The sequence below is a fragment of the Hyphomicrobium sp. CS1BSMeth3 genome, from assembly GCF_900117415.1.
GTDB lineage: Bacteria > Pseudomonadota > Alphaproteobacteria > Rhizobiales > Hyphomicrobiaceae.
This window is the reverse complement of record NZ_FPEI01000006.1, coordinates 992,515-1,009,431: the sequence shown is the minus strand read 5'-3', so window position 1 is coordinate 1,009,431 and position 16,917 is coordinate 992,515. Positions and strand designations below refer to the sequence as shown.

Annotated in this window: 17 protein-coding genes; 4 read left to right on the top strand and 13 right to left on the bottom strand. The window is 65.1% G+C overall.

Going from position 1 to position 16,917, the window contains the following annotated elements:
- The first annotated feature begins 307 nt into the window (after window positions 1–307).
- The 3 genes from CS1BSM3_RS19785 to CS1BSM3_RS19775 all read left to right on the top strand — a co-directional run bounded on the left by CS1BSM3_RS19785 (window position 308) and on the right by CS1BSM3_RS19775 (window position 4,461).
- Window positions 308–1,873 carry a peptide chain release factor 3 gene (locus tag CS1BSM3_RS19785; protein ID WP_072394122.1) on the top strand — a complete coding sequence of 522 codons (1,566 nt, stop codon included), beginning with the start codon at window positions 308–310 and terminating at the stop codon, window positions 1,871–1,873.
- A gap of 327 nt (window positions 1,874–2,200) precedes the next feature.
- Entirely contained in the window at window positions 2,201–3,685 is a 1,485-nt protein-coding gene (gatB, locus tag CS1BSM3_RS19780) for an Asp-tRNA(Asn)/Glu-tRNA(Gln) amidotransferase subunit GatB (protein WP_072389852.1), read from the top strand.
- Between the two features lie 329 nt (window positions 3,686–4,014).
- Window positions 4,015–4,461, top strand: a complete 447-nt coding sequence (locus CS1BSM3_RS19775) for an Hsp20 family protein (RefSeq protein ID WP_072389849.1) — start codon at window positions 4,015–4,017, stop codon at window positions 4,459–4,461.
- 203 nt (window positions 4,462–4,664) lie between these two features.
- On the opposite strand, the gene CS1BSM3_RS19770 is transcribed toward CS1BSM3_RS19775, so the two are convergent.
- From CS1BSM3_RS19770 to CS1BSM3_RS19720, 11 genes are all read right to left on the bottom strand, one after another.
- Window positions 4,665–5,417 (bottom strand): hypothetical protein, encoded by a 753-nt coding sequence (locus tag CS1BSM3_RS19770; RefSeq protein WP_072389846.1) that lies wholly within the window; start codon window positions 5,415–5,417, stop codon window positions 4,665–4,667.
- A gap of 206 nt (window positions 5,418–5,623) precedes the next feature.
- The gene (locus CS1BSM3_RS19765; RefSeq protein WP_072389843.1) at window positions 5,624–6,712 is read right to left on the bottom strand and encodes a mandelate racemase/muconate lactonizing enzyme family protein; all 1,089 of its coding nucleotides are present in this window, start codon (window positions 6,710–6,712) and stop codon (window positions 5,624–5,626) included.
- A gap of 70 nt (window positions 6,713–6,782) precedes the next feature.
- Window positions 6,783–7,844, bottom strand: coding sequence for a M48 family metallopeptidase (locus CS1BSM3_RS19760; protein ID WP_072389840.1), 1,062 nt, complete (start codon window positions 7,842–7,844; stop codon window positions 6,783–6,785).
- Between the two features lie 30 nt (window positions 7,845–7,874).
- The gene (locus CS1BSM3_RS19755) at window positions 7,875–8,441 is read right to left on the bottom strand and encodes a LemA family protein (protein WP_072389837.1); all 567 of its coding nucleotides are present in this window, start codon (window positions 8,439–8,441) and stop codon (window positions 7,875–7,877) included.
- A 93-nt stretch (window positions 8,442–8,534) separates the two neighbouring features.
- Window positions 8,535–10,016, bottom strand: a complete 1,482-nt coding sequence (locus tag CS1BSM3_RS19750) for a peptidoglycan L,D-endopeptidase MepK (protein WP_072389834.1) — start codon at window positions 10,014–10,016, stop codon at window positions 8,535–8,537.
- Between the two features lie 217 nt (window positions 10,017–10,233).
- Window positions 10,234–11,124, bottom strand: a complete 891-nt coding sequence (locus CS1BSM3_RS19745) for an alpha/beta fold hydrolase (protein ID WP_072389831.1) — start codon at window positions 11,122–11,124, stop codon at window positions 10,234–10,236.
- A 39-nt stretch (window positions 11,125–11,163) separates the two neighbouring features.
- Entirely contained in the window at window positions 11,164–12,219 is a 1,056-nt protein-coding gene (locus CS1BSM3_RS19740; protein WP_072389828.1) for a type 2 periplasmic-binding domain-containing protein, read from the bottom strand.
- A gap of 84 nt (window positions 12,220–12,303) precedes the next feature.
- Complete coding sequence (locus tag CS1BSM3_RS19735; protein WP_174263737.1) at window positions 12,304–12,777, bottom strand: peptidylprolyl isomerase; 474 nt, start codon at window positions 12,775–12,777, stop codon at window positions 12,304–12,306.
- A 49-nt stretch (window positions 12,778–12,826) separates the two neighbouring features.
- On the bottom strand, window positions 12,827–13,372 hold the full coding sequence (locus tag CS1BSM3_RS19730; RefSeq protein ID WP_244540570.1) for a peptidylprolyl isomerase: 546 nt from the start codon (window positions 13,370–13,372) through the stop codon (window positions 12,827–12,829).
- A 59-nt stretch (window positions 13,373–13,431) separates the two neighbouring features.
- Complete coding sequence (gene coaD, locus CS1BSM3_RS19725) at window positions 13,432–13,932, bottom strand: pantetheine-phosphate adenylyltransferase (protein WP_072389822.1); 501 nt, start codon at window positions 13,930–13,932, stop codon at window positions 13,432–13,434.
- Between the two features lie 29 nt (window positions 13,933–13,961).
- Window positions 13,962–14,579: a LysE family translocator gene (locus CS1BSM3_RS19720; RefSeq protein WP_072389819.1), complete on the bottom strand. Its 618-nt coding sequence runs from the start codon at window positions 14,577–14,579 to the stop codon at window positions 13,962–13,964.
- A 108-nt stretch (window positions 14,580–14,687) separates the two neighbouring features.
- Between CS1BSM3_RS19720 and CS1BSM3_RS19715 the strand changes: the two genes are divergently transcribed.
- Window positions 14,688–15,170, top strand: coding sequence for a GNAT family N-acetyltransferase (locus tag CS1BSM3_RS19715; protein ID WP_072389816.1), 483 nt, complete (start codon window positions 14,688–14,690; stop codon window positions 15,168–15,170).
- A gap of 8 nt (window positions 15,171–15,178) precedes the next feature.
- Here CS1BSM3_RS19715 and thiD read toward each other — a convergent pair whose 3' ends face one another.
- Window positions 15,179–16,003: a bifunctional hydroxymethylpyrimidine kinase/phosphomethylpyrimidine kinase gene (gene thiD / locus CS1BSM3_RS19710; RefSeq protein WP_143149291.1), complete on the bottom strand. Its 825-nt coding sequence runs from the start codon at window positions 16,001–16,003 to the stop codon at window positions 15,179–15,181.
- Between the two features lie 24 nt (window positions 16,004–16,027).
- Window positions 16,028–16,828, bottom strand: coding sequence for a cytochrome c biogenesis CcdA family protein (locus tag CS1BSM3_RS19705; RefSeq protein ID WP_072389811.1), 801 nt, complete (start codon window positions 16,826–16,828; stop codon window positions 16,028–16,030).
- Between the last annotated feature and the right edge of the window lie 89 nt (window positions 16,829–16,917).

Below are 16,917 nucleotides of genomic sequence, written 5' to 3'. Positions count from 1 at the left end.
CCGCCCCTCACCCCGACCCTCTCCCCATTCAAGACCATGGGGAGAGGGAGAAGAATGGTGCTACACGCAGCGCTATCCGTATCGCCACCGCGGGGGACTTTCTTGGCGCGCGTCTGGCGCGACGCACGACATCGGAGCGCGACAGCACCTCTTCCCAGCAGCCCGTGGCACTCAGAAAATCGACCCCGGCCCCCATATAGTGGTATAGGCACGCACGATTCCCACGAGGAGGCCGAATTCAGTGAACGACGAAAGCCCGACCGCGGTCGCGGCGCCGCAGGAGACCCGCGCCCGCCCGGGCGACGAGATTGCGCGCGAAGTCGCGCGGCGGCGCACGTTCGCGATCATCTCGCACCCTGACGCCGGTAAGACCACGCTCACCGAAAAGCTGCTGCTGTTCGGCGGCGCGATCCAGCTCGCCGGTCAGGTACGCGCGAAAGGCGACCGCCGGCGCACGCGCTCGGACTGGATGGCCATCGAGCGCGCGCGCGGCATCTCGGTCGTGACCTCGGTCATGACGTTCGAATACCGCGACACGGTCTTCAACCTGCTCGATACGCCGGGCCACGAAGACTTCTCGGATCATACGTACCGCACGCTGACCGCGGTCGATGCCGCGATCATGGTGATCGACGCCGCACGCGGCATCGAGGCGCGCACGCGCAAGCTGTTCGAGATCTGCCGCCTGCGCGATATCCCGATCATCACGTTCATCAACAAGATGGACCGCGAGAGCCAGGAGCCGCTCGAGCTGCTCGACGAGATCGAGAAGACGCTGGCGCTCGACACAGCGCCGATGGTCTGGCCGATCGGACGCGGGCGTGATTTCCGCGGCACCTACGATCTTCTCAGCAAGCGCATCACGCGGCTCGATGAAGATCCCGATGGCATCGAGACGTCCGGTCCTGCCGATCCCATCATCGACACGCTCGTCGACAGCGATACGGCCGCGCGCTGGCGCGAGGAGATGGATCTGGTCGAGGGCGCCTGCGGGCAATTCGATCTCGAAGCTTTCCAGCTCGGCACGCTGACGCCCGTCTACTTCGGCAGTGCGCTCAAGAATTTCGGCGTGCGCAATTTGCTCGACGCGCTTGTCGCGTATGCGCCGCCGCCGCGCGCGCAGAAAGCCTCGACGCGCACGGTCGAAGCCACCGAGCCCACCATGACCGGCGTGGTGTTCAAGATCCAGGCGAACATGGATCCGAACCACCGCGATCGCATTGCGTTCATGCGCGTGTGCTCGGGCAAGCTCTCGCGCAACATGCGCGTGAAGATCGTGCGCACGGGCAAGACCATGGCGATCACCTCGCCGCAGTTCTTCTTTGCGCAGGATCGTTCGATCGCTGAAGAGGCTTACGCAGGCGACGTGGTCGGCATTCCGAACCGCGGCACGCTGCGCATCGGCGATGCGCTGACGGAAGGCGAGGACCTGAAGTTCCTCGGCATTCCGAGCTTCGCGCCGGAAATCCTGCGCCGCATCCGGCTCGAGGATGCGATCCGCGCGAAGAAGCTGCGCGAAGCCTTGCAGGAGATGGCCGAGGAAGGCGTGGTTCAGCTCTTCCTGCCGGTGGATGGCTCGCAGCCCATTGTGGGCGTCATCGGCGCGCTGCAGCTCGACGTGCTCTCGGACCGCCTCGCGAACGAGTACGGCCTCCCGGTCGGCTTCGATCCGGCACCGTGCGATACGGTCCGCTGGATCTCGGCGGAGAATCGGACGGATCTGGACAAGTTCATCGAGCGCAACAAGTTGCAGATTGCGCGTGATCTCGACGAGGACCCGGTGTTCATGGCGCAATCGTCGTTCACGCTGAACTGGATCGAGGAGCGCTCGCCTGAGGTCAAATTCTCGGATCTGAAGGTGACGACGGTTTAGCCTTCCCCTTCTCCCCGCATGCGGGGAGAAGGTCGGGATGAGGGGCGGGAGCTTGTGGGACGTTGGTGTATGCCGCCGCCCCTCACCCTAGCCCTCTCCCCGCACGCGGGGAGAGGGGATTGTGTTGAGCTTTCGGCTCGCTCCAAGTCCATAAAAGACGGGGGTTTGGGGGTGTCCCCCGATTGGGGCGTGGGGTCATGCCGAAGGCATGCCAGAGGCATGCGGCCCCACACGCGCCGCAGGCGCGAGCCGGGACGCCGCCAGACCTTGCATCTGCCGCCCGCACCTGCCATGCAGGGGCCTAGATTTAGCCGACGGACGACGACTATGCAGGACACGGTCAAAGAGAAAGCCAAGGGCAAGGCCTCCAACCTGATCGCGGGCGCGACGGGTGACTGGGAGGTGATCGTGGGCATGGAGGTCCACGCCCAGGTGGCGAGCAAGGCCAAGCTGTTTTCGGGCGCCTCGACGGCTTTCGGTGGCGAGCCGAACGATCATGTGAGCCTCGTCGATGCGGCGATGCCCGGTATGCTGCCGGTGATCAACGAGGAATGCATCGCGCAGGCTGTGCGCACGGGCCTCGGGCTCAAGGCGAAGATCAATCTCGACAGCGTGTTCGACCGCAAGAACTACTTCTATCCCGACCTGCCGCAGGGCTATCAGATCAGCCAGTACAAGAGCCCGATCGTCGGCGAGGGCGAAGTCGAGATCGACGTCGATGGCGAGAGCAAGACTGTCGGCATCGAGCGCCTGCATCTGGAGCAGGACGCGGGCAAGTCCATCCACGACCAGCACCCTGACTATTCCTACGTCGATCTCAACCGCTCCGGCGTCGCGCTCATGGAGATCGTGTCGCGGCCGGATCTGCGTTCGTCGAAGGAGGCGCAGGCTTACGTGACGAAGCTGCGTACGATTCTGCGCTATCTCGGCACGTGCGACGGCGACATGGAAAAGGGCAATCTGCGCGCGGACGTGAACGTCTCCGTGCGGCGGCCGGGCGAGCCGCTCGGTACGCGCTGCGAGATCAAGAACGTCAACTCGATCCGCTTCATTGGTCAGTCCGTCGAAGCCGAAGCGCGCCGTCAGATCGGCATTCTCGAGGATGGCGGCAAGATCGACCAGGAGACGCGCCTCTTCGATGCCGCGAAGGGCGAGACGCGTTCCATGCGCTCGAAGGAAGAGGCGCACGACTACCGCTACTTCCCCGATCCCGACCTGCTGCCGCTGGAGCTCCAGCAGAGCTGGGTGGACGGACTCGCCAAGGATCTTCCCGAGCTGCCGGACGAGAAGCGTGCGCGCTTCATGAAGGTCTACGGGCTCTCGGCGTACGATGCGAGCGTGCTCGTCGCCGAGCGCGAGAGTGCCGATTTCTTCGAGGCTGTTGCCAAGGGAACGGACGGCAAGCTCGCCGCCAATTGGGTGATCAACGAGCTGTTCGGCCGCCTGAACAAGGAAGGCAAGGAGATCGCGACCTCGCCGATCGCGGCGGCTCAGCTCGGCGGGCTCGTGCGCCTCGTCCAGGACGGCACGATCTCGGGCAAGATCGCGAAGGACCTCTTCGAGATCCTCTGGACCGAAGGCGGTGACCCGGCCGAGATCGTCGAAAAGCGCGGTATGCGTCAGGTCACGGACACGGGCGCCATTGAAGCGGCGGTCGACGCGATCATCGCCGCCAATCCCGACAAGGTCGAGCAGGTCAAAGCCAAACCCTCCATGCTCGGCTGGTTCGTCGGCCAGGTCATGAAGCAGTCCGGCGGGAAGGCCAATCCGCAGGCCGTGAACGATATCCTGAAGGCCAAGCTCGGCATCTGAGCTAGTGTGATTCAGATCGAGAAATTCGCCACATCTCGCCGCACTGTACCAAGCGAATTTCTCGATCTGAATCACACTAGAAACATTATGATTCTAGTGTCCCTTTTGATTCCGAAGTTCGCGCTGGCCCCCAGCATCGAGGTAGGGCGAACTTCGGAATCGGGACACTAGCGGCCTCTCGTACATTTCCAGACACTTCGGGGGCCTTGAAAGCCCCCGCACGCACCCTAAATCCTGGGTGTGCACGCCGCAGCGCGGGTGCACGAAGCAGTGCCTGGCCCTGTTGGGCAGGCGCGCCGGACAGTCGCTTCCTATGGAGGACTAACCCTATGCGACCCTTCGATTTTGCCCCCCTCTACCGTTCGACCGTTGGTTTTGACCGCCTGTTCCAGCTTCTGGATGGCGGCGTCGAGGGCGAGGCGAGCACCTACCCCCCGTACAATATCGAGCGTAAGGCCGATAACGCCTATCGAATCACCATGGCCGTCGCCGGCTTCACCAAGGACGAGATCGACATCCAGGTGAAAGAGCAGTCCCTCACTGTGAAGGGTGAGAAGAAGGCCGACGACAAAGAGCGTCAGTTCCTCCATCGCGGCATCGCGACCCGCGCTTTCGAGCGCCGGTTCCAGCTCGCCGATCATGTCGAGGTGACGGGCGCCGACCTTCAGGACGGCCTGCTCCATGTCGACCTCGTGCGCAACGTGCCGGAGCGGCTGAAGCCGCGGTCTGTACAGATCGGCAATGGCGCCACGAAGCAGATCGAGGCCCACGTCTAAAGTCAGGCCTCGTGTCAGGTAATATGTAAGCGTGAGTGACGTGCTCCCCCTCCCACTGCCCCGGGAGGGGGAGTTTTCATTTGCAGCGCGTGCCTGATCGCGCCTTTGGCGCGAGCAGGGCCGCAGGCCCTGCACCCGCATCGTGCCGAAGGCGCGTGTCTCCGACACGACGGAACACCCCCGAGCCCCCGTCTTTTGAAACTTTATTCCGCTGGCGTGCGGCTCGCGCGGATCTCGGCGAGCGCGGCAGCAAGAGAGCCCGGCTTTGGCGCGGACTCCAACGATGACGCCGAGGCCGGCCTGTTGCCGACGAGGAGCGCGCGCACACTGGCGATCTGATCGCCGAGCGAGGCCGTATCCTCTGCCTCCATGTCGTTGTCTGCCGCAATCTCCTCAGACGCATCATTCCAGAGGCCGAACTCGGTATTCAGCGCGTGCAGGAAGGCCTCGACGAGATCCAGCAGTGGCCCAAGCTCGATACGGCCCGCCACGAGAAAGCTCTCGCCGATCTCGAAGGTGGTCACCGGCATGAGAGCGCCGCTGTCCCCGGCAATGAGACCGCGCGCGCGCAGATAGGCAAGCCGATCGGCACCTGTATTGAAGGCGAAGCCGGCAGGATCACCGTATTCGGCAACAGCATCCAGGAGAACGGTTGTTCCGCTGGTGAATGGATCGAGAAGGAGCCGCAGTGGCGCCCGCCCGCGCGGAAGCTCCGCCACGCGGCGGCGCGCCTGCAGGATGTGCGCAATAAGCGATGCCTCGAGGCCCCGCACCTGTGTGACGAAGCGGATGAACCGCGCCACACGCGTGCGCAGCCGGCGCGGGCCCATCTGAGGCGTCGGCTCGGTCATCTCGAGCGACAGCGACATGAGCTGCTCACCAGCCGCAAGGGCCGCGTCGAGATGCTCGACGAGCCAGTAGAGGCGCGGATCCAGATCTTGCCTGCGGCAGTGCATTCCGAGGTACCGGTGGTCAGTTCTTAACGCACCGATAAATAGTTGATTCGGGGCCGGAATGTATGTCGGCCGCCAAACTGCCAACGCCTTCATTGAACCGTAGTAGGTTTTATTCAGCTGCGTGGCACTTCCGCCTGCACGATCGGGCTGCAGTTGCGCCTGCAGCACAACCTCACGAAGATTCCCTTTCCCATCCGCGCGACGGGTCAGCCCACGCGATAGCGCTCGATGATCTTCGGATCAGGCGTGCAGCCAATCCCCGGCAAGTCGGGGATGGCGAGCCGGCTGTTCCGCGGGCGCGGCATGCTTTCGTCGATCACGGCTTCCGCGCTGACATAGAGGTACTCGAAAAGACCAATCTCCGAGCGCGCCGCAGCGAGTTGTAGGGTCGCCCAGTATCCCGGCCCGAAGTAGGGCGAGTGGGGCATCACGGTCTTGCCGGCGCGTGCAGCGATGTCGCAGATCTTGATTGTCTCGCTGATGCCGCCGACTTTCGTCACGCTCGGCTGCGGATAGGTGACGGCATCCACGAGGCGCGAGAACTCCACGGCCGTGCATGCATTCTCGCCGGCCGAGATGGCAATGCCGAAACGCCCGAGCGACTTCAACGCTTCCCAGTCCTCGGGCGGGAAGATCGGCTCCTCGAGCCAGAAAAGATCGATCTCCTGAAGGAAGGGCATGATCGCGATCGTCTCGGCGAGACTCCAGTTGCAATTGATATCGGTCGTGAGGCGCACCTTCGGTCCGGCACCCCTGCGGCCCGCGCCGATCGTCTCGCGCGTGATCTCGTGCAGCTTGATATCGGTGTAGCCCTCGCCGGCTGCTTTCTGCGAGAACGTCTCGACGAGCGCCGCATCGCCGTAACGCATCAAGCTCGCATAGGCGGGAACGCTCTCACGTTTGCGGCCGCCGATAAGCCGAGCGACGGACACGCCGGCGCGCTTGCCCGCCAGATCCCAGAGCGCGATGTCGAGCCCCGAGATGGCAAAGATCGTGATGCCATAGCGGCCGTGCAGATGCAGACGGCGTTGCAGGGCGAGGTTGAGCGCGGCTGGATCGTCGGCCTCCTGCCCGACGACGACGGGCGCCACCATGTCGCGAACGGCTGCGGCGACGGCGTTCGCGCAGAAATAGCCGAAGGCCTCGCCCCAGCCGACGAGACCGTCGTCCGTGACGACCTTCACGAGCACGATCTCGAGGCTCGTCCATTTGGTCGGCATGAGCCCGACGCCGGAGCTGCCATCCGAGAACGGGATCTTGAGCACGATCGGCTCGACGGACGTGATGCGGGACATGTGGCGCCCTCCCACTGCTGTTCGTTGCCGGGATTACAGCATCAACAGCGCCAAGCTGTCACGCCACTGTTCATGGGCCGGCGACCAGATCGCGCCCTGCGGCGTAGCGCACGAGAGCCTCGATGCGCTCGTTGACCGAGGGGTGCGTCGCGAGCAGACCGGTGATCCGGCTCTGCAGCGGGTTCTCGATGAAGAAGGCCTCCATGCGCGAGGGCACGTCGAAGGAGGCGTTGCGCTCGATCTTGCGGAGGGCCGAGATCATCGCGTCGGGGTTCTTCGTAAGCTCGACCGATCCGGCATCGGCCAGATACTCGCGCGAACGGGAGAGCGCAAAGCGTATGAGCGTCGAGATACCCCAGGAAATGAGGATGATCGCGACGGCGATCAGAATTGCGATGATGGCAGCGCCTCCACCGCCGCCACCCCCGCCGCGACCGCGGTCCCTGTCGTCGCCTCCCGTGCTCGTCGGCATTCCCTGCCAGGGGCTGCGATCGTCGCGATCGGGCATCGGGCGCGGCGTCGGCGACCAGCCGTAGGGAAAATCCCAGCGCCGGATGAGCAGGTCGCCGATGAAGCCGAAGATGCCCGCGAAGATGACCGCGATCACCATGAGCTGCGTATCGCGATTGCGGATGTGCGTGAGCTCGTGCGCGAGCACAGCCTCGATCTCGGCGGGCTCGAGGCGCTCGATGAGCCCCCGTGTCACGGCAATCGTGTAGTCACCGTCGCGCAGGCCCGCGGCGTAGGCATTGAGCGCCGGCGTCTCCATGATCTCGAGCCGCGGCATGGTGATGCCGCGCGAGATGCAGAGGTTCTCGAGCATGTTGTAGAGCTCGGGTTCCTCTTTGCGCGTGACGCCCCGCGCGCCAGTCGCCGAGCGGATCATGACGCGATAGCCGAAGAAGGCGATTACGAACCAGACAAGAGCGATCAGCGTGGCGAGCGGCCACGTCGACCAGAACTGGCTGGCGGCGGCCCGGAAGATGTACTCGAGGTCGCCGCCGTTGAAGGCATTCACGATCAGCAGGATCGAGAACTGCAAGGCCTGCAGGAGGACGATGAAGCCGCAGAGCAGGATCACGGACCGGATGCGGTTCGCGCGGATGTGCGTGTAGAGGCCGTAGGCGCCCATCACTCGATCCTACCCGCGCAGAGCCGGCGCCTAGAACTGCACTTTCGGTGCGTCCCGCGTCGCCGCGCGCTCGCCCTCGTCGAGATTGAAGAAGTCCTCGCGCATGAAGCCGAGCATGTTGGCGAACAGCACGGCCGGAAAACTCTCGCGCTTGGTATTGTACTCGGCGACGACATTGTTGAAGAAGCGGCGGGCGGCCGCAATCTTGTTCTCGATATCGCCAAGCTCGGTCTGGAGCTGCTGGAAGTTGGCATTGGCCTTGAGGTCGGGATAGGCCTCGGCGAGCGCGAAGAGCTGGCGGAGCATCCCGCTCAGCATGTTCTCGGCTTGCGCCTGGGCTGCCGGTCCGCTGGCAGCGACCGCCGCATTGCGCGCCTTGATGACGTTTTCCAGCGTCTCGCGCTCGTGGCTCGCATAGCCCTTCACGGTCTCGACGAGGTTCGGCACGAGGTCGTGACGCTGCTTGAGTTGCACATCGACGTCGGCGAAGGCCTGGCGCACGCGCTGGCGCAACCCGACGAGGCCATTGTAGGTCGCGATCGCCGCCAGCACGACGGCTGCGACAATGCCGAGCAGTACCCAGGCAGTCGTACTCATGAGGGCCTCCCTTTACGTGGGCGTCGGACTATAGCCAAGAACACCACGGGTGTAGAGAGGTTCCGTACACCTGTTTAACGACAGTTGAGCACGTCAGCGGGCGCTCGTCTGCACAGGGCGTGGCCGCACGCTGGTGCCTTGCTCGGCCGGCCGGCTCAGACGGTCGAGGCCGACAGCGCTGCCGGTGAACTGCTGCGACCACATGAGGGCCGCAACATGTGCCGTCGGGCGGAAGTGGAGAGGCAGACGCGAGACCGGCTGGTCGATCATCTCCAGTGACCGGCCGACATCCGGCAGCATGAACTCGGCCAGCAGGGGCTCGTCGGCGCGATCGGTCAGAAGCGGCGCGATCGGGAAGGGCCGGTAGCTCAACTCGTCGGGGTGCTCGTCGTCGAACTCTGTCGGCGCGACCCAGCGAAGCTCATGGCCCGTCTCACCCCAGCCGAAGCGGCCGCGCGGCTTCGGCATCGCATCGAGCGGCGTCGTCCAGCCGGCTGCATCGAGTGCCGCAACCTGATGGCCTGGGGCGGAGGCATGGCGCTGCTCGCCGAGGGCCTCGGCAGCGAGGCTCGCAATCGACGCCGGGCGTGCAGCGGGCTTAGGCGCGGCCAGCAGACGCGGCTCGGGCATCATGCTCGCATGACGTGCCAGATTGTGGAGCTGCGCGCGATCCCGCGTGCTCGGTCCCGCGGCCACGTGGGCGGGCGGCTCAGCCAGCGCGCGCACTGGGGGCGGCGTCGGCGCTCGCGGCGGGGCCGACTGCTGCCACGCTGAACTTGCGGGCGGACGGACGCTCTCGGGGCTCGCGAGGCTCACCTGCTGCATTGGAGCAGCGGGGCGCGCTTCCGCGATGGCCGATGGCGCACCACCGCCACGACGCAGATTGAGGAAAGCCCCCATCTCGCCGCCAGCGCTCGCCAGACGGGTGCGGGCGGCTCGCCCATCCTCGGCGGTCAGTGGGCCACCATCTGCCGGCATGTGCTGCGTGCGCCCGCTCGGGAAAAGGAGCGCCAGCTCCTGGCGCGGCACGCGTGGCCATGCACGCACACGCGCCGTATCCACATGCACGAAGGGAATTGCCGAAAGCGGATAGTAGCCGACGCCGCCGCGCTCGCGCACGAGCGCCGAGTAGCGCAGGCGCTGGATCGGCACATCCGGGAAATGGACGTCGGCGGCCTTGCCGTTGATGTGCTGGCTGTTCTCTGCCTGCCCACCGCGCGTCTTCTTGAGCATGCTGTTCGTGCCGCGCGAGCGGAAGCCCGAGATCACATGGATGGGCGCCTTCGAGCCGAGCTCGGTGTGTATTTCCCAGAGCAGATCGACGAGCTCGGGATCCATGGTCGTCGGCTCGTTCTTGCGCCAGTCGCGCAGGACCCAGTTGACCCGCTCCATGGCGGCCGGCACGAACTTGCCGTCACGCTTGTAGGTGACGGTGACGGTTTCCTTGGTGTGAATGTTGTAGAGCGAGATCGTGCGCTCGGCGCTGCGGTTCGCGTCGACCGTGCTCGCGCCGATGGCAGCGGCGGCCGAGCAGAGCGCAATGCCGGTCAGAAGCCGTGAAAGCGTACCGCGCAAGAACCTTCCCCCGAATGTGCATCCCTCCTTTCGGCCCTCCGCTGGCGCGGCAGCCGATCCCCCGGGATCGCACCTTCACTTCAAGGCCGGCATGTGCCCCATGCCGGCACCACGGATCAAAGCGTTAACCCAACCCGATTAACCAACAATGATGCGTGCACCGGGCAATCCCACGGCACTCGTGCGGCAAATTCGTGACGTGGTGAAGCTAAAGGCTTCAATTTCCTGGCTCGAGGAAGCCATCCAGGGCCGAAAGGACCGCTTCCGGGGCCTCCTCGGCCAGGTAGTGCCCGCTCGGAAGGGCATGGCCTGTGACCGTGCCTGAAGCATACTGCCCCCAGATGGCAACGGCATCGTACCAAGCGCCGATCTTGCCCTTGGCACCCCAGAGGACGAGCAGCGGGCAGGCGATCTTGGCTCCGGCCTCGCGGCTCGCCCGATCGTGAACGAGATCGATCGTGGCAGCGGCGCGGTAGTCCTCGCACATGCCGCGGATCATCTCGGGATTGCGCGCGTGCTCGAGGTAGTCGGCGAGCGCCTCAGGGGCGAAGAAATCGCGGCCCTTGGGCTCGCGGGCCGTGTGCGCGAAGAACCAGTCGTCGGGCGCCTTGCTGATCAATGTCTCGGGAAAGGGGTGCGGCTGGGCGAACCAGAACCAATGGTAGTAGCCGAGGCCGAAAGCCATATCGGCGCGCTCGAAGTGCTCGATGGTCGGGATGATGTCGAGGAGCGCGAGGCGCTGGACGGCCTGCGGATGGTCGAGCGCGAGGCGATGCGCAACGCGCGCGCCGCGATCATGCGCGACGACCTGAAAGCGCTCGAAGCCGAGTTCGGCCATGAGCTCCACCATATCGCGCGCCATCTCGCGCTTGGCATAGGGCGCGTGGTCCGGCGTGGCGGGCGGCTTGTGCGAGCCGCCATAGCCGCGGAGATCCGGGCAGACAACCGTGAAGCGGCGTGCGAGCACAGGTGCCACCTTGTGCCACATAGCGTGCGTCTGCGGATTGCCGTGAAGCAGGAGCAGCGGCGGGCCGCTCCCACCATGGCGCAATCGCATGACGCCATCGCGGACGCGCACGTTGGTCAGCGTGAAGCCGTCGAAGAACATGGGAGCTCCTTAAGCAGGTTCGCGCGGCGCGGTTCGAGGTCAGGCCAGGGGCCGCTCGCCGCCGTTGTCCATGGGCGCTGCGACGAGCGCCCTCATGGTCGCGAGCATACTCGCAAATAGCGGCTCGTCTCGCACGGACTGCGGCAAGAACTGCTGCGCCTCGCGGGCGAGGGCATCGCGGATTTGCGCAGGGATTGATGCCGGCCGCTGCTGGCGCGCTTCCGCGATCTGATTGGTGAGCATCCGCCCATGTGCACGCCGGACGGCCTGAAGCGTCGTTGCCGTTTCCTGCGCGACGGCTTCGATGAGGGCCTGATCGGCAGGAGAGAGGCTCTGCCATTGCGCGAGTGGGATGCGGAGCGAGATCACACGGCTCGTTCCGGCAAGGGTGCCGGCGTACCAGTGAGCACGATCGCGGAACTGCTCTGAGGCCGCGAGTGTGACTGCCGGATCGTCCGTCTCGAAAACGTCGATCGCGCCTGCCTCGAAAGCCGCCAACATATCATCCGCGCGGACCGGCACGGCATCCAAGGCCTCTAACGGCGCGTCCAAAATGCGCGATGCGGCGATCCGCAGTCCCTCGAGATCACGTGGCCCATCGAGATGCACGCGCGACCATAGGTGCGCTTCTGCGCCGCCCGTCATGCTCACCATTACGGGCTTCCAGCCACGGCGCGCCGCAGCCATATCCCAGAGGCCTTGCCCGCCTGCGCCTCTCAGCCAAGTCGTGACGTCGAGCTCGCGCGCGCCGGGCCCCATCGGATAACCGGCAAGCAGCAGCGATGTCGGCTCGCTTTCAGCGAATTCCTCCTCGCTCGCCAGCACGACCGAGCTGTTCGGCGCGAATGGCGAGCCGTTCGCCCCGCTCAGCGCTTCGAGATGGAGGCGGCCGCCGCTCGCCAGCGCGAGACGGTCGCCCAACAGCCGCATTGGATCGGCGAGTGAAGAGACCACGCCCTCGCCGACGTGCACGAAAGACGGCGGGCCCGGAGGCGCAGCAACAACGCCGGCTTCGGTATGCGACGAGGCAGCCAGCCCCGCAGCCCCCGCCGCAACCCCACCCGTCAGCCGAAGAAAAATGCGGCGATCGATCATGGCCATCCCCAGGAACCTACCCCGGAGAGATGACCATAGCCGATCGCCGCACTCAAGACTTGGGCAGCAGGAGCTGGTCCGTGCTTACTTCACGTCGGCCGCAACCTTCATGGACGTGATCTTGTCCGGGTTCTGGACGGGCTCGCCGCGCTTAATCTTGTCGACGTTGTCCATGCCCTCGATGACCTGACCCCAGACCGTGTACTGGCGGTCGAGGAACGTCGCGTCGTCGAACACGATGAAGAACTGGCTGTTGGCGCTGTCCGGGTTCTGCGCCCGCGCCATCGAGCAGATGCCGCGCACGTGCGGCTCGGCATTGAACTCGGCCTTCAGGTTCGGGTGCTTCGAGCCGCCGGTCCCGGTCCCGTGCGGGCAGCCGACCTGCGCCATGAAGCCATCGATCACGCGATGGAAGACGATGCCGTCATAGAAGCCCTCGCGCGCGAGCGTCTTGATGCGCTCGACGTGCTTCGGCGCGAGATCCGGGCGGAGCTGGATGACGACCTGACCTTTGGTCGTGTCCATGATGATGGTGTTCTCGGGATCTTTGATGGCCATAGCTGGCTCCTTTTGCGTTCCGTTTCGAGTTGCGGGAGGCGGCGCGCGCTCAGCGCTTCACGTCGCCGAGGATGTAGACCTTCTGCATCACGTCCGGCTTGGCTGGCGGCTCGCCCTTGGCGATCTTGTCGACGTTCTCCATGCCTTCGACGACCTCACCCCAAAGCGTATACTGGCCCGTGAGCCCCTGGCACTTCGAGCCGAAGCAGATGAAGAACTGGCTGTTCGCCGTGTTCGGGTCGTTCGTGCGCGCAGCGCCGACACTGCCGCGCTTGTAGATTTCCTGGTTGAACTCCGCCGGCAGGTTGCCGAGCTTGGAGCCACCCATGCCGGTGCCGGTCGGATCGCCCGTCTGGGCCATGAAGCCCGGAATGACCCGATGGAACTTGATATTGTTGTAGAAGCCCTGGCGCGCAAGTGTTTTGACGCGCTCGACGTGCTTCGGTGCGAGATCCGGTCGCAGGCGGATCACCACGGGGCCGTCCTTGAGCTCAATGACCAGCGTATTTTGCGGATCGAGCTTGGGAGCTTGCGCGTAGGCCGGGCTCAGGGCCGCGACGAGAGCGACGATGAGGCTCGCAAATAGCGTTCTCACGACAATGACACTCCTTGATGAGCAGGTTCGATTGGTGCGTATGGCGGGTGGGATGCCGCTCATTTGCCTGCGGCCTTGGCCTTCAAGGCGCGGGCGACATCACGCGAGACGAAGGGTTTGACGTCGCCGCCCATGAGTGCGATCTGGCGCACGAGCGTGGCCGTGATGTGGCGCACGCCCGGGCTCGCCGGCAGGAAGACCGTGTCGATATCCGGCGCCATTTCGCCGTTCATGCCCGCCATTTGCATCTCGTAGTCGAAGTCCGTCGCATCGCGCAGGCCGCGGAAGATCGCGCGCGCGCCGGCCTCGTGCGCGGCATTGACCACAAGGCCGTCGAACGTGACGACCTCGATCGTCGCGCCGAATTCCTTGGCCGCCGCACGTGTCTCGGCCTTGAGCATGGCCGTGCGCTCGGCGACCGAGAAGAGCGGCGTCTTGCCGGGATGAACGCCGATGCCGATCACGAGCTTGTCGACCAGCGCCAGCGCGCGGCGCATGACATCGACGTGGCCGAGCGTGACGGGATCAAAGGAGCCTGAATAGAAACCGATGCGGGGCATGCGATCCTCGGGTTTCAGAATGATCTACGTCACGGCCGACGCAGCGTGGCGAGTAGCGCGCCGCCGGCAAGCAGCAGGCCGCCGGACACGCCGTTGAGCGTGCGCGTGTGGCGATCCGCGAACGCAGTGCGCACCTTCGCCACCAGAAAGGTGTACGTGATGTCGACGGTGGCAAGCGTGAGAACGAAGATCGCAGCGAGCACTACGAGCTGCGGTCCTGGCGCCTGCGCCGGATCGAGAAACTGCGGGAGGAAGGCGCCGAGGAAGAGCAGCACCTTCGGATTCGAGAGGCTGACGACTAAGCCGTTCAAATAAAGAGAGCCGCCGTGCCGCGTGCGCACGGCCTGAATGGGCGATGTCGAGAGCGACCCGTAGACCTGCCGCGCTCCGAGATAGATGAGATAGGCCGCACCCAGCCAACGGATCACGTCGAACCAATCGGACATGAGAACCATGACCGAGTTCATGCCCAGCGCGGCAATAGCCACGAGCGTGGAGAACCCGGTCGTCGAGCCGGCAAGCGTCCAGAGGCCACCCTTGAGGCCATGCGCGGTCGTATTGGCGATGATGAGACTCATGTTCGGGCCCGGCGTGATCGCCAGGAAGATGCAGGCGACGACAAACGCCGCGAGAATGCCCATGCTCATGTCTGTACAGACCCAGGCGCAAGGCCGCGCCAGTGCGGCCGACGCCCTGCTATATAGACGGCGGCGGCGGCTGTCACGGGCTGCTGAACATTCGGGCGCCAAACCACCATGCCAAAAGCGCAATTCCAGATCCGGCCCGTCCGAAATGCCGAGGATCTCTCGGCGACGGTCGGACTTTTCCGCGCCTACGCGGCCTCCCTCGGGATCGATCTCGCCTACCAGGATTTCGAGGCGGAGCTCGCCGGGATGCCCGGAAAGTACGCCCCGCCGCAGGGCGAGCTGTTGCTCGCGCGTGGGGCCGGCGACGCGCCGATCGGGTGTGTTGCGCTGCGCGCCGTCGCGCCCGACGGCTGCTGCGAGATGAAGCGCCTCTACGTCTCGCCCGAAGCGCGCGGGCTGGGCCTCGGCCGGGTCCTGGTCGAGGCGGTCATCGAAGCGGCGAAGGGAAAAGGCTATCGCGAGATACGGCTAGATACGTTGCCCGACATGATCGAGGCGCAAGCACTCTACGAACGTCTGGGCTTCGCGCGGATCGCGCCCTATTACGACACGCCGATCATCGGCACGGTCTTCATGGCGCGTGCGCTTTGATCTTCTGGCTACACCGGCGGCCCGTGCCGGCGGATTGCATAGAGGTGATCGACAGGCCCATTGCCCTTGCCGATCGGATTGCGCGCACCGTGCTCGATGGCGTCCTGTATGAACGCCTTGGCGCGTTGCACGGCCGTCTCGAGGTCGGCGCCTGTTGCCAGCAGCGCGGCAATTGCGGCTGAGAGCGTACAGCCCGTACCGTGCGTGTGGCGCGTGTCGATCCGCGGTGTCGAAAGCCGCAGTGTCTTGCCGGAACCTTCGATCAGCAGATCGACCGCATCGACGCTCGTGCCATGGCCACCCTTCATGAGCACGGCCTTGCAGCCAAAGCGGCTGCAGATCTCGCGGCCCTGCTCTTCGACGGCGGCCTCGGTCTCGGCAAGGGTGGCATCAAGCAAACGCGCCGCCTCGGGCAGATTGGGTGTGACCAGCCGCGCCCGCGGGAGCAGCACATGGCGCACGGCATCGATCGCGTCCGCCTGGAGGAGCACATCACCGCTCGTCGCCACCATGACCGGATCGACGACCAGCGGAATCTCGGGAAACTCCTTGAGCGTCGTCACGACCGCATTGATCACTGCCGCGGTCGCGAGCATCCCCGTCTTGGCCGCGCCGACCTCGAGATCGCTCATCACCGAACGGATCTGCTCGGTAACGAACGACGGCTCGACGGGCAGTACGCCCTGCACGCCCTGAGTGTTCTGCGCCGTGAGCGCGGTCAGCACGCTCGCACCATAGACGCCGAGCGCTGTGAACGTCTTGAGATCAGCCTGGATGCCGGCGCCGCCGGAGCTGTCCGAGCCAGCGATGGTGAGCGCAATCGGGACCATGATACGAAGCCTCGTTCGGCGCTGGGCTCAGCGGCCCGCGCCCTTTTTCAGGATTTCTCTCTGCAATGTCTCGGGCGTGCCCCAGGCCTCGATGTCGGCCAGGAAGGGCACGTGATCGATCAGCCATTGGCCGATCCACGTGATCGAGCCCGTGAGAAAGGCAATGCCGGTGAGGATCAGCAGCACGCCCATGACCTTCTCGACCTTGCCGAGATGGCGGCGAAAGCGCTGCATGAAGCCGAGGAACGGTCGTATGGCCACGGCTGCGAGCACGAACGGAATGCCGAGGCCGAGCGAGTAGACGGCAAGCATCCGCACGCCGGTGCCGAGGCTCCCTTCGCTTGCCGCGAGCGTCAGCACGGCCGCGAGGATCGGCCCGATACAGGGCGTCCAGCCAAAGGCGAATGCGAGCCCGATGATGTAGGCGCCGAGGTAGCTCGCGCCGTGCATGTCATGGCGATAGCGCTTGTCGGCGTGGAGCTGCGGAATGTGCAGGATGCCGAGGAAGTGCAAGCCAAAGAGGATGATCACGACGCCCGCGACCATGGACAGCTCGTACTTGTAGATCTGAATGAGCTGGCCGAACATGGAGGCGCCGGCACCGAGGCCAACGAACACGGTCGTGAAACCGAGGACAAAGCAGAAAGAGGCCAGGACCACGCGGCGCCATGACCGGCGATCGATCTTCTCTTCGCTCGTCAGCTCCTCGATGGACATGCCGCCGAGATAGCTGAGATAGGGCGGCACGAGCGGCAGCACGCAGGGCGAGAGGAAGCTCAGGAGCCCGGCGAGGGCAATGCCAAAGTAGATGTAGAGATCCGCCAGCACGGCGCGCTCCGAACTCTATGGATCCAGGGTGTCTCGGCCTCAAATCCGACTACGAACCCGATACAGGCCACGGGTCGCATTCGAGGTCC